We start from the raw sequence: 12,878 nt of genomic DNA on the forward strand, positions 1-12,878 counted from the left end.
TTTTTTTTTTTTTTTTTTTTTCAAGCAGAAGACGGCATACGAGATTCCTCTTAGTGACTGGAGTTCAGACGTGTGCTCTTCCGATCTCCCGCGCCGCCGCCGTCCCCGCGCCCGGGCGCGGCGCCGGCCGTCCCGTCGATCGCCCCCGCGGACGGGTCGCCGGACGGGTCGGCGGCCTGCCGCAGGAACTCCTGGGTGGCCTCGGAGACGCGGTCCCGCGCCGCCTGGTTGATGATCTCGGCCGCCAGTTCGAGCGGCGGCCGGCCCGCCTCCTCGGCGAGCAGGCGGAGCTGCCGCTCGGCCTCGGCCGGGCCGCAGTGCAGCCGCTCCACGAGCACGCCCTTGGCGAGTTCGAGGACGCCGCGCCCGTCCGCGGCGGCCTGGGCGTCCCGCACCTGCCGTTCCAGCCGCTCCACCGTGGCGGCGAGGCGGCTGATCCCGGGAGCGCGGACGGCCGCCGGGCGGTTCCGCGCGCCCGGTCCGTCCGGCGTGGCCGGCCTGTCCGGCGCGGCCGGCTTCTCCAGCCCGTCCGGTCCGGACGGTTCCATCGTCACCGGTCACTCCCCGCCGGCGGCTCCGGGGGCGTCGGGCCCCGGCTCGTCGAGGCAGCGGCGGATGCAGGCGAGGAGGTCATCGGCGTCCAGTGGCTTGGTGATGTAGTCGTTGGCGCCGGAGGCGAGGCTCTTCTCCTGGTCGCCGGGCATCGCCTTGGCCGTCACCATGACGATGGGCAGCTCAGCGTACTCGGGCATGGCCCGGATCGCGGCGGTCGCGGTGTAGCCGTCCATCTCCGGCATCATCACGTCCATCAGGATCAGCTCGATGTCGGGGTGCGCGGCCAGGGCCTCGATGCCCTCGCGGCCGTTGTCGGCGTGGACGACGCGCATGCCGTGCACCTCCAGGATGCCGGTGAGCGCGAAGACGTTGCGGGCGTCGTCGTCGACGATCAGCGCCAGCCGGCCCGCGAGCGACGCGTCGATCTCCGGCGCGGACTGCTCGCCCGCGTCGCCGTGCCGGACGAGCGGCAGCACGTCCCCCGGCTGCTCGGCGGCCAGGTGCAGGGCGATCCGCTCGCGGAGCTCGTCCAGGCTCCGCAGCAGCTCCAGCGGCTGGGTGTCGGCGCGGAGCTGGAGCTGCCGCTCCCGGTCCGGGGACAGGCGCCGGTTGTTGTGCGCGAGGACGGGGAAGCCGCGCAGCGCCGGGTCGCCGTCCATGGCCTCCAGGAACCGCAGCGCCCCGTCGTCCGGCATGTCGAGCTGGAGGACGACGCAGTGGCACGGCTCGGCGGCCAGCGCGGCGGCGGCCTCCTCGGCCCCGACGGCGGTGACGATCTGGACGTGCCCGCCGGTGTCGCCCATGTGCCGGCTGTCGGCGACGGCGCTCTCGGCGACGAGGGACAGCAGCCCGCCGTGCCGCTCCTCGATGACGAGAAGGCGGCGGGCGGGCGCCTGCGGCGGCGCCGGGTCGCCGGGCAGCGCCGATCCGGCGATGACCGTCCCGGCCGCCGGGACGTCGGACGTCGCGGACGCGGAGGACGCGGAGGACGCGGAGGACGCCGCGTCCCCGTCCGGCGCCCCCTCGGCCCCGGCTCCGGCCTCCGCGGTCGGCAGGGCGACCTGCGCGGGCGTGATGCGGAGGTCGGGCCGGGCGATCGGCAGGAAGAAGGTGAAGGTGGTGCCGCTGCCGACGGTGCTGTCGGCGATGATCGCGCCGCCGAGCAGGAAGGCGATCTCCCGGCTGATCGACAGGCCGAGGCCGGTGCCGCCGTACTTGCGGCTCGTGGTGCCGTCCGCCTGCTGGAACGCCCCGAAGATCGTTTCGAGCTGGTGCTCGGGAATGCCGATGCCGGTGTCGATGACGCGCAGGGCGAGGGCGCGGCCGTGCGCCCGCATCGAGGCGGGCAGCTCGTCCGCCGCGGCGTTCTCGATCCGCAGCTCGACCCGGCCGGTGTCGGTGAACTTCACCGCGTTCGACAGCAGGTTCCGCAGCACCTGCCGGAGCCGGGAGCCGTCGGTGAGGATCTCGTCCGGGACGCCGGGGCCGGTGGTGATCCGGAAGTCGAGGCTCTTCTGCGTGGTCAGCGGCCGGAACGTCGCCTCGACGTAGTCGAGCAGGTGGCGGAGCGGGACCTGCTCGGGGGTGAGGTCCATCTTGCCCGCCTCGACCTTGGACAGGTCGAGGATGTCGTTGATGAGCTGGAGCAGGTCCGAGCCGGCGGAGTGGATGATGCCGGCGTACTCGACCTGCTTCGGCGTCAGGTTGCGGGCGGGGTTCTGGGCGAGGAGCTGCGCGAGGATGAGCAGCGAGTTCAGCGGCGTCCGCAGCTCGTGGCTCATGTTGGCGAGGAACTCGCTCTTGTACTTGGAGGCCAGCGACAGCTGCTGGGCCCGCGTCTCCAGTTCCTGGCGGGCCTGCTCGATCTCCAGGTTCTTGGCCTCGATGTCGCGGTTCTGCGTGGCGAGCAGCGCCGCCTTCTCCTCCAGCTCCGCGTTCGACCGCTGGAGCTCCTCCTGCCGGACCTGGAGCTCCTCCGACCGCGCCCGCAGCTCGCCCGCGAGGCGCTGCGACTCGGCGAGCAGCTCGTCGGTGCGGGCGTTCGCCACGATCGTGTTGACGTTGACGCCGATGCTCTCGCGGAGCTGCTCCAGGAAGTCGCGCTGGACGGGGCTGAACGGCCGCAGCGACGCCAGCTCGATGACGCCGAGCACCTGGTCCTCGACGACGATGGGCAGGTCGATCAGGCTGGCCGGGGCACCGGAGCCGAGCCCCGAGGAGATCGTGACGTAGCCGGCCGGGACCTCCTCGACCGCGATCGTCTGCCTGCTGCGGGCGGCCTGCCCGACGAGCGAGCGGCCGGCGCGGAACCGGGTCGGCCGGGACGGGGCGCCGGGGTCCCCGTCCTCGGGGTAGCCGTAGGAGCCGATGAGCGTCAGTTCGAGGCCGCCGTTGTCCTCGGCGAGGTAGAACGCCCCGAACTGCGCGGACACGAGCGGGGTCAGCTCGTCCATGATCAGCTCGGCGACCGCGGACAGGTCGCGGTGGCCCTGCATGAGGCCGGAGATCCGCGCGAGGTTGGTCTTCAGCCAGTCCTGCTCCTGGTTGGCGCGGGTGGTGTCGCGCAGGGACTTCACCATCAGGTTGATGTTGTCCTTGAGCTCGGCGACCTCGCCGGACGCGTCCACGGTGATCGACCGGGTCAGGTCCCCGGACGTCACGGCGCTCGTCACCTCGGCGATCGCCCGCACCTGGCGGGTCAGGTTGCCGGCCAGCTCGTTGACGTTCTCGGTGAGCCGCTTCCACGTCCCGGACACGCCCTCGACCTCGGCCTGGCCGCCGAGCCGCCCCTCGCTGCCGACCTCGCGCGCCACGCGGGTCACCTCCGCCGCGAACGCCGACAGCTGGTCCACCATCGTGTTGATCGTGGTCTTCAGCTCCAGGATCTCGCCGCGCGCGTCCACGTCGATCTTCTTGGTCAGGTCGCCCTGCGCGACGGCCGTGGTCACCTGCGCGATGTTGCGGACCTGGTTGGTGAGGTTGTTGGCCATCGAGTTGACGTTGTCGGTGAGGTCCTTCCACGTCCCGGCGACGTTGAGGACCTGCGCCTGGCCGCCGAGCTGGCCCTCGGTGCCGACCTCGCGCGCCACCCGGGTCACCTCGCCGGCGAACGCCGACAGCGTGTCGACCATCGTGTTGATGACCTGGGCCAGCGCGGCGACCTCGCCCTTCGCCTCCACGGTGATCTTCTGCGACAGGTCGCCGCGCGCCACCGCGGTCGCCACCTGCGCGATCGAGCGGACCTGGCCGGTCAGGTTCGAGGCCATGACGTTGACGTTGTCGGTGAGGTCCTTCCAGGTGCCGCTGACGCCGCGGACGGTCGCCTGGCCGCCGAGGTTGCCCTCGGTGCCGACCTCGCGGGACACGCGGGTGACCTCGTCGGCGAACGCGGAGAGCTGGTCGACCATCGTGTTGATGGTGTCCTTCAGCTCCAGGATCTCGCCACGGGCGTCCACCCGGATCTTCTGCGACAGGTCGCCGAGCGCGACGGCGGTGGTCACCTCCGCGATCGAGCGGACCTGCGCGGTGAGGTTGTCGGCCATGACGTTCACCGACTCGGTCAGCGCCTTCCAGGTGCCGGAGACGCCCTTGACGTCGGCCTGGCCGCCGAGCCGCCCCTCGGTCCCGACCTCCCGCGCGACGCGGGTGACCTCGTCGGCGAACGCCGAGAGCTGGTCGACCATCGTGTTGATGGTGTCCTTCAGCTCCAGGATCTCCCCGCGCGCGTCCACCCGGATCTTCTGCGACAGGTCGCCCTTCGCCACGGCGGTCGCGACCTGGGCGATGGAGCGGACCTGGCCGGTGAGGTTGCCCGCCATGAAGTTCACCGAGTCGGTGAGGTCGCGCCAGGTGCCCGACACGCCCTTCACGTCGGCCTGGCCGCCCAGCCGCCCCTCGGTGCCGACCTCGCGCGCCACGCGGGTCACCTCGGCCGCGAACGCCGACAGCTGGTCCACCATCGTGTTGACGGTGTTCTTCAGCTCCAGGATCTCCCCGCGCGCGTCCACGCCGATCTTCTGCGACAGGTCGCCCTGCGCGACGGCCGTGGTCACCTGGGCGATGTTGCGGACCTGCGTGGTCAGGTTGCCCGCCATGAAGTTCACCGAGTCGGTCAGGTCGCGCCAGGTGCCCGACACGCCCTTGACGTCCGCCTGGCCGCCGAGCCGCCCTTCGCTGCCGACCTCGCGCGCCACGCGGGTCACCTCGGCCGCGAACGCCGACAGCTGGTCCACCATCGTGTTGACGGTGTTCTTCAGCTCCAGGATCTCCCCGCGCGCGTCCACGTCGATCTTCTGCGACAGGTCGCCCTTGGCCACCGCCGTCGCCACCTGCGCGATGTCGCGGACCTGTGTGGTCAGGTTGCCCGCCATGGCGTTGACCGAGTCGGTGAGGTCCTCCCACGTCCCGGACACGCCCGGCACCTTCGCCTGGCCGCCGAGCCGCCCCTCGGTGCCGACCTCCCGCGCCACCCGCGTCACCTCGGACGTGAACAGCGAGAGCTGGTCGACCATCCCGTTGAACACCACGGCGATCTCGCCGAGCAGCCCGTCGGAGCCGTCGGGGAGCCGGGTCCCGAAGTCGCCGTCCCGGACGGCGGTCAGCCCCGCCAGGAGCTGCCGGAGCTCGGCCTCGCCGACCTCGCCGTCGGACCGGCCGCGTGCCGTCTGGGACGCCTGCGCGCTGGAAGCCTCACCCATGTGTCCCGACCCCTGCTCTCACTGTTCCCGGGACGCGGCCGCACGGTCGCTGCGCCGCCGCGCTCCCGTACGATCCTTGCAGAAATGCAACTAACGGCGCTGTGAGGTTACCCCACCCCGATGGAGGGTGAGCCGGTCCCCCGCGGCAGGACACGGTATCCGGACACGCTCGCGGGCCGGCGGGCGCCCCCGGCGGCCCGCCGGCCCATCATCTCCCCCGTCCGGCGCGTCCGCCGGGTCCCACGCCGCCGGGTCAGGGCTTGAGCTTCGACACGTCCACGACCTGGGACGCCGGCGGAGGCTGCACGGTGACCGCCGCCCCGTAGCCGTCGAAGTCGATCCGGCCCTCCTTGCGGCCCTCCAGGCGCAGCGCGTACGGCTCGCCGAGCGTCGCGACGTACAGCAGGCCGCCCGTGCCGTCGGCCAGCGCCACGGCGGGCGCGCCCCCGACCGTCGCCGCCTTCCCCTTCCGCACGGTGCCCTCGGGAGACAGGATCTCCGCGAACAGCTTCGACCGGGTCGTGAAGTTCGCCAGGTCGCGGAAGCCCCGGTCCTTCGGCGTCGTCCTGAGGTACTTGCCGGACAGCAGCTGGACGGCCCCGGCGCCGCCGACGCCCTTCCAGAACGCGTCGTCGCCCTTGATGTACACCGACCTGCCGATGCGGACGAGGCTGATCCGCTGCCCCGAGAACGTCACGTCGCCGACGGCGGCGTCCGTGCCCGAGTACCGGAAGTCGAGGCCGACCTTCTCGCCGTCCTCCCTGACGGTGCCGTGCAGCCGCACCGACTTCGCCGCCAGCGTCGCCTTGCGGGCGCGGGCGAGGATCTCGGCCGCCGGCAGCCGCTCCACACCGTTCGCGGCCGGAGTCGGCGACCCGGTGGGCGACGCCGCGGCGCGGGTCGCCGTCCCGGCCGTCGCGGAGGTCGTCCTGGCGCCCGTCCCGCCGCCGCAGGCGGTCGCGAGGAAGAGCGTGAGCGCGGCCGGTACGAGCAGGGCCGGCGCGACCGTTGCGTGCATGCGCATCGTTGTCCCCTTCAGGTCTCTCCGTGGTCTCGGTCGCAGCCTGCGGCGTGCCGATGCCGGATCTCTGTCGTTATGCTGCGGTCACCGGGCGCGCGCTGCCGGACGGCTGCCGTGCCACCGCCGGACGACCGCCGCCGGATCGCCGGCGCCCCCGCGCGCTCGCCGCCGCACAGGGAGTGAGGGTGTCCCGTGGCCGACGCACACAGCGGTGTCCCGCGCTTCGAGATCCTCGGGCGGCTCCGCGCCCGGCTGGACGGCCGCGAGGTGGACCTCGGCCCCGGCAAGCAGCGCGCGGTGCTGGGCGTCCTGCTGCTGGACGCCGGGCGCACGGTGCCCGTCCCCGCCATCGTGGACGCCGTCTGGGCCGACCAGCCGCCCGACAACGGCGCGAACGTCGTCCAGAAGTACGTCGCCGGGCTGCGCCGCGCGCTGGAGCCGGACCGCTCGCCCCGCTCGCCGGGCCGGCTCATCGCCCTCACCGCGGGCGGCTACGCCCTGCGCGTCCCGCCGGGCGGGCTCGACGCCCAGGTCTTCCAGGACCACGTCCGGGACGCGCTGGCCGGCCGCGGGCAGGCACCGCCGCAGGAGACCGCGGCGCGGCTGCGGGCCGCGCTGGCGATGTGGCGGGGCCCGGTGCTGGACGGCATCCGCGGCGCGGTCTTCGACGCCGCCCGCCTGCGGCTCGCGGACGAGCGCGCGAGCGCGGCGGAGGCCGTCGCCGAGATAGAGCTGGAGCTCGGGCGGCACGCGCAGCTCGTCCCGGAGCTGTCCCGGCTCGTCGACGAGTTCCCGCTGCGCGAGGGCCTGCGCCACCTCCACATCCTGGCGCTCTACCGGTGCGGCCGGAAGGCTGAGGCGCTGGCCGCCTACCGCGACACCCGGGCCTTCTTCGCCGAGGAGTTCGGGGTCGAGCCCGGCGAGCGCCTCCAGCGGCTCCACCTGGACATCCTGCGCGACGAACCGGTGATCGAACCGCCCGCGCCGCCGCCCGCGCCGTCGGCGTCGGCCTCGGCGGCGTCTTTCGCCGCACCGTCCCTCGCGGCGCCGCCTCTCGCGGCGTCCCCGCCTGCCGGCCGCGCCGGAGTGACCGCCCAGGAGATGGCGACCTCGCCGGCGCAGCCGGTGGACGACGCCATCCCCGTCCTGCCGCCGGACGCGGGATGGACGGTGCGCATGCCGTACGACCGCCCCCCTGCGCCGCGCCCGTGGCCGCTGCGGCTCCTCGCCGTCCTCGCTCCGATCGGCACGTTCGGCCTGTGCACGTTCGCGCTGACGGCCTACTTCGCCGCGCGCCGCCGCAGCGTGCTCCTCGGGCTCGCGTCCGCCGGCTACCTCGCGCTGATGGCGCTGTTCCTGACGATCGTCCTCGCGACGGACGAGGACGCCTCCTCGCCGTACGACGGCCTCGCGATGACCGCCTGGCTGATCGCGATGTTCGGCGGCGCCGTGCACGTCGCCGTGCTGACCTCCGACCTGGGGGCCGGACGCCGGGACGCGCCCGCGGCGCCGTCCCCGGCCGTGGTCGAGATGATCGAGCGCCGGGCGCGCCGCGAGCAGGCGCGGACGCTGCTCGCGGCCCGCCCGGACATCGCGCGCGAGCTCGGCGTCGGGCGGCCCGACCTCGCCCGCGGCTTCGACGACGGCGGGCTCGTCGACGTCAACGGGGCGCCCGAGCACGTCCTCGCCGCGCTGCCCGGCGTCGGCGCCTACCACGCCAAGCTCGTCGCGACGACGCGGGGAGCGCGCGGCTTCGCCTCCCCCGAGGACCTCATCGCCCGGGGCGTCCTGCCCGCCGCCGTCGTCCGCGCCCTGCACGAGACCTTGATCGCCGTCCCTCCGGCCGCGGATCCGGCGGAGCCGACCGGGGTGGAGCGGACGGATCCGTAGCCCGGAAACCCGAATGCGAAGCCGATCCTGGAACAGTACGGTTGCTCCCGATACATCACGGGGAAACGGGGCGGCCATGACGAAGCTGAACCAGATCATCGCGGTGGAGAAGGGCGCGAAGTCCCGCGCGCAGCGCGAGCTCACCGACCTGCACCACCGCCTCCAGAAGGCGGCGCTGCTGTCCGGCATCTCCCGGACCTACCAGCCGCTCGACGACGAGGGCGAGGTGCTGCCGCCGGAGTCGACGCGGGTGCAGGTCAAGGCGGAGGCGATGCTCGCCGAGGCCGCGCGGGCGCTGACGCGGCTGTTCGACATCACGGCCACCAAGGACTGGGCGAACTGCGACGCCCGCGCCGACGTCGTCGTCGACGGGCGGACCATCCTCGCGGACGTGCCGGTGTCGCACCTGCTGTTCCTGGAGAAGCAGCTCACCGACCTGCACACGTTCGTCGACAAGCTGCCCGTCCTGGACGCGGCGGAGTCGTGGACGTTCGACGAGTCCGCCGACGTGTGGCGGACCGAGCCGGTGAGGACGACCCGCACCAAGAAGATCCCCCGCGCGCACGTCCTGTACGAGGCCACCACCGAGCACCCCGCCCAGGTGGAGACCTACACCGAGGACGTCATCGTCGGAACCTGGACGAAGATCGCGTTCTCCGGGGCGCTGCCCGCCCGGCGCGTCAACGAGCTCCGCGAGCGCGTCAGCAAGCTCCAGGCCGCGGTCAAGTTCGCGCGCGAGGAGGCCAACGGCGCCGAGGTGACCGACCGCAAGGTCGGGGAGGCGGTGTTCGGCTACCTCTTCGCGTGAGTACCACCCACAACTGAAGACTCCCCCGCTGGAGCGCGGGGGCGGGGCCGCGAGGCCCCGAAGCTGAGAATGAAGCTCAACCTGAATCCGCGGTGACAGCTGGAGGTTCGAATCCTCTCCGGGGCACTCCGCGCCCCGGTGGCCCAATCGGCAGAGGCGGCCCGGTCAAGCTCAGGCTCTCGCTCCAGGCTCAGCATCGCCGCTCATCGCCGGATCGAGCGGGGACGGACGACTCTCGCCGAGATGCCAGTTCGACTCTGGCCCGCGGCTCTCCATGCCGCGGTGGCTCAAAGGTAGAGCGCGACGAAGTTCAGGACTGATCCGTCCCCTTAAACGCCGCCGGCGTGCGCACGCAGCGGCACCTTCAGGGCCCCGGAACATGGGCATGTTCCGGGGTCCACCGCTGTTCCGGGGGATCACAGAAGGGGGCGCTGGGTCCTCTTGTTCTCCTCGTAGGCGGCGCGGGCGCGCGTGGTCGACTCCAGCGCCGACACCTCCGCGACGGGGACGTCCCACCACGCCTCGCTGTCCGGTGCCTCGACGCTCGTGTCGGTCTCGACGTGCACGACGGTCGTCCGGGACGCGTCGCGCGCCTTCAGCAGGGCGGCGCGGAACTCCTCGGCGGTGGCGGCGCGCAGCACGTCCGCGCCCAGCGAGGCGGCGTTCGCCGCGAGGTCGCCGGGCATCCGGAAGGCGGCGCCGAAGCGCTGGGCGCCGACCGACTCCGACAGGTTCCCGATCGAGGCGAACCCGTGGTTCTGGACGAGCACGACGACGAGCTTGACACCCTCGGCGACCGCGGTCGTCAGCTCCTGCGCCATCATCAGGTACGAGCCGTCGCCGACCAGCACGAACACCTCGCGGTCGGGCGCGGCGAGCTTGACGCCGAGGCCGCCCGCGATCTCGTAGCCCATGCACGAGTAGCCGTACTCGACGTGGTAGCCCTTCGGGTCGCGGGCGCGCCACAGCTTGTGCAGGTCGCCGGGCATCGACCCGGCGGCGCAGACGACGACGTCGCGGGGCCCGCTCACCTCGTTGACGATGCCGATGATCTCCGGCTGGGACGGCAGCGACGTCCCGCTCGCCGCGTAGGCGCGGTCGACGGCGGCGTTCCAGCGGGACGCCAGCGCCGCGGCCTCGTCCCGGTAGGACGGCGCGACGGCGTGGCCGGCGAGGGCCGTCCGGAGGGCGGCGAGGCCGACGCGGGCGTCGGCGGTCAGCGGGACGCCGGCGTGCTTGACGGCGTCGGGGGTCGCCACGTTCAGGTTGACGAACCGGACGCCGGGGTTCGCGAACAGGCTGCGCGAGGCCGTCGTGAAGTCGCTGTAGCGGGTGCCGACGCCGAGGACGACGTCGGCGTCCCGGGCGAGCGCGTTCGCGGCGGCGGTGCCGGTCGCGCCGATCGCGCCCACGGCGGCGGGGTGATCCCACGCGAGCGAGCCCTTGCCCGCCTGGGTCTCCGCGACCGGGATGCCGGTCTCCTCCGCCAGCGCCGCCAGCTCCGCGGTGGCCCGCGAGTAGATCACGCCGCCGCCCGCGACGATCAGCGGGCGCTCGGCCGCCCGCAGCAGCGCGGCCGCCTCGTCCAGGACGGCGGGCTCCGGGACCGCGCGGGGGATCCGCCACACGCGCTCGGCGAACAGCTCCTCCGGCCAGTCGTGAGCCTCCGCCTGGACGTCCTGCGGCAGCGCGAGCGTCACCGCGCCCGTCTCGGCCGGGTCGGTCAGCACGCGCATGGCCGCGAGGAGCGCGGACGGGAGCTGCTCCGGGCGGTTGATCCTGTCCCAGTACTTGGAGACGGGCTTGAAGCAGTCGTTGACCGACACGTCGTAGGAGCGCGCGTCCTCCAGCTCCTGGAGGACGGGGTTGGCCGCGCGCGTGGCGAAGATGTCACCGGGCAGCAGCAGGACCGGGATCCGGTTGATCGTCGCGAGCGCCGCGCCGGTCACCATGTTGGTCGCGCCGGGGCCGATGGACGTGGTGCAGGCGTACGCGCGGAGCCGGTCGTGCGCGCGGGCGTAGCCGACGGCGGCGTGCACCATCGCCTGCTCGTTGCGGGCCGCGCGGTAGGGCAGGTCGTCGGCGCGCTCCAGCAGCGCCTGGCCGAGGCCCGCCACGTTGCCGTGGCCGAAGATGCCGAAGCAGCCGGCGAAGAACCGGTGCCGCTCGCCGTCCCGCTCCGTCCACTGGTTCGCCAGGAACCGGACGACCGCCTGCCCGACGGTCAGCCGCTCGGTCGCCGTCATCGTTCCCCGCCTCTCGGTTCGCTGGTCGGTTCGGTGGAAGGTCCGGCGGCCGACGTCATCGGCAGCCTCGGGTCGGCCGGCAGGTCCGGCCAGGTGTCGCGGATCCAGGCGTGCGCCGGATCGTCGCAGATCCGCCAGGCCCGCTCCGGACCGGGCCCGGCCATCACGTTGAGGTAGTACAGGTCGTGGCCGGGCGCGGCGATCGACGGGCCGTGCCAGCCGTGCGGGATCAGGACGGTGTCGCCGGTGCGGACCTCCGCCAGGACGTCGATGGGGCGCTCCGCCGTCCCGTACACGCGCTGGTAGGCCATGCCCTCGCCGCCGCCGGGCGACGCCGCGACCTCGAAGTAGTAGATCTCCTCCAGCACCGCCTCGGTCGGGGTCGCCTCGTCGTGCTTGTGCGGCGGGTAGGACGACCAGTTCCCGCCGGGCGTCAGGACCTCGCAGGCGATCAGCCGGTCGGCCTCGAACGCCTCGGGGGTGCAGAAGTTGTTGACCTGGCGGGACATCGCCCCGGCGCCGCGCAGCTCGACCGGCACCCGCTCCGCCGGGCCGTAGCGGGGCGGCAGGCGCCGCTCGCAGCGCGCCGACGGGAACGCGAACCGCCCGCCCTCCCGGGACGACACGAGCAGCGTCGCGTCGCGGGGCGCGTAGGCGAAGTCCGTCACCCGGGAGAACACGTCCGGGCGGCCGTGCAGCTCGAAGGTGACCGCGACCTCGTCGGCCGGGACGCCGATCGTCGCCACGCACGACCCGGCGAGCGGCAGCACGAGCGTCTCGGCGCCGCCCGTGCGCAGCTCCGCCTCCTCCCCCGGTCCGAGCGTGAGGACCCGCAGCCCCGAGTACGTCCAGCCGGCCCCCTCCGGCGTGATCTCCTCCAGGTTCACAGGAGCCTCGCCGCGGCGTCGACGGCGGCGGCGACGTCGTCGCCGGGCGGGTACAGCAGCGTCCGGCCGACGACCAGGCCGCGGGCGGTCGGCAGCGCGAGCGCCTTCTGCCAGCCGGCCATCGCGGCGTCCGGGTCGGCGGGCACCTCCCCGCCGAGCAGCACGGCGGGCAGGGTCGAGGCGGCCATGACGTCCTCCATCCGGTCGACGACGGGGATCTTCAGCCAGGTGTGCGCGGACGTGGCGCCGAGGCCCGCCGCGATCGACACGGCCCGCACCATGGCCTCGCCGGTCAGCACGTTCCGGACGGCGCCGCCGCCGTCGCGGGTCGCGATGAACGGCTCGACCATCGCCGTCAGGCCGCGCTCGGCGAGGCCCGTCACCGCGTGCGCGCACGCCTCCAGCGTGCGGGCGGTCGCCGGGTCGTCCAGGTCGACGCGCAGCAGCATCTTGCCGCCGTCGAGGCCCGCCGCGGCGATCGCGGACGGGGTGTAGGCGGTGAACCGGTCGTCGATCTCGAACGCGGCGCCGGCGAGCCCGCCGCGGTTCATCGAGCCGAGGACGATCTTGCCGTCCAGCGCGCCGAGCAGCAGCAGGTCCTCGATGACGTCGGGGGTGCCGAGCACGCCGTCCACGCCGGGGCGCGCCAGCGCGACGCAGATCCGCTCCAGCAGGTCGGCGCGGTCGCCCATGGCGAGCGGGTCGCCGCCCGCGCGCAGCGCGCCGCGCGCGGGATGGTCGGCCGCGATGATCAGCAGCCGGCCGCGGGCGCCG

8 protein-coding genes are annotated in these 12,878 nt (G+C 73.7%); 2 read left to right on the top strand and 6 right to left on the bottom strand.

Annotated elements, in window-relative coordinates; translation table 11 throughout:
- Window positions 1–50: 50 nt before the first annotated feature.
- The 3 genes from E1300_RS54370 to E1300_RS40540 all read right to left on the bottom strand — a co-directional run bounded on the left by E1300_RS54370 (window position 51) and on the right by E1300_RS40540 (window position 6,276).
- On the bottom strand, window positions 51–548 hold the full coding sequence (locus E1300_RS54370) for an ANTAR domain-containing protein (protein WP_131762605.1): 498 nt from the start codon (window positions 546–548) through the stop codon (window positions 51–53).
- Window positions 549–557: 9 nt separating this feature from the next.
- Window positions 558–5,252 carry a HAMP domain-containing hybrid sensor histidine kinase/response regulator gene (locus tag E1300_RS40535; RefSeq protein WP_131762598.1) on the bottom strand — a complete coding sequence of 1,565 codons (4,695 nt, stop codon included), beginning with the start codon at window positions 5,250–5,252 and terminating at the stop codon, window positions 558–560.
- A gap of 253 nt (window positions 5,253–5,505) precedes the next feature.
- Complete coding sequence (locus tag E1300_RS40540) at window positions 5,506–6,276, bottom strand: hypothetical protein (protein ID WP_131762599.1); 771 nt, start codon at window positions 6,274–6,276, stop codon at window positions 5,506–5,508.
- A 189-nt stretch (window positions 6,277–6,465) separates the two neighbouring features.
- Here E1300_RS40540 and E1300_RS40545 point away from each other — a divergent pair, with 189 nt between their 5' ends.
- Window positions 6,466–8,163 carry an AfsR/SARP family transcriptional regulator gene (locus E1300_RS40545; protein ID WP_131762600.1) on the top strand — a complete coding sequence of 566 codons (1,698 nt, stop codon included), beginning with the start codon at window positions 6,466–6,468 and terminating at the stop codon, window positions 8,161–8,163.
- Window positions 8,164–8,239: 76 nt separating this feature from the next.
- Window positions 8,240–8,971 carry a DUF7873 family protein gene (locus E1300_RS40550; protein WP_131762601.1) on the top strand — a complete coding sequence of 244 codons (732 nt, stop codon included), beginning with the start codon at window positions 8,240–8,242 and terminating at the stop codon, window positions 8,969–8,971.
- Between the two features lie 416 nt (window positions 8,972–9,387).
- Here the strand turns inward: E1300_RS40550 and iolD are convergent, their stop codons facing one another.
- The 3 genes from iolD to E1300_RS40565 form a co-directional block, all read right to left on the bottom strand.
- On the bottom strand, window positions 9,388–11,217 hold the full coding sequence (gene iolD / locus E1300_RS40555; RefSeq protein WP_131762602.1) for a 3D-(3,5/4)-trihydroxycyclohexane-1,2-dione acylhydrolase (decyclizing): 1,830 nt from the start codon (window positions 11,215–11,217) through the stop codon (window positions 9,388–9,390).
- Window positions 11,214–12,104 carry a 5-deoxy-glucuronate isomerase gene (gene iolB, locus E1300_RS40560; protein ID WP_131762603.1) on the bottom strand — a complete coding sequence of 297 codons (891 nt, stop codon included), beginning with the start codon at window positions 12,102–12,104 and terminating at the stop codon, window positions 11,214–11,216. Before iolB ends, iolD begins: the two co-directional genes overlap by 4 nt.
- Window positions 12,101–12,878: Cgl0159 family (beta/alpha)8-fold protein (locus tag E1300_RS40565; protein WP_131762604.1), on the bottom strand; the 778-nt coding region annotated here is incomplete at its 5' end. The genes iolB and E1300_RS40565, both read right to left, overlap by 4 nt.

The organism is Actinomadura fibrosa, from assembly GCF_900659615.1.
GTDB lineage: Bacteria > Actinomycetota > Actinomycetes > Streptosporangiales > Streptosporangiaceae > Spirillospora > Spirillospora fibrosa.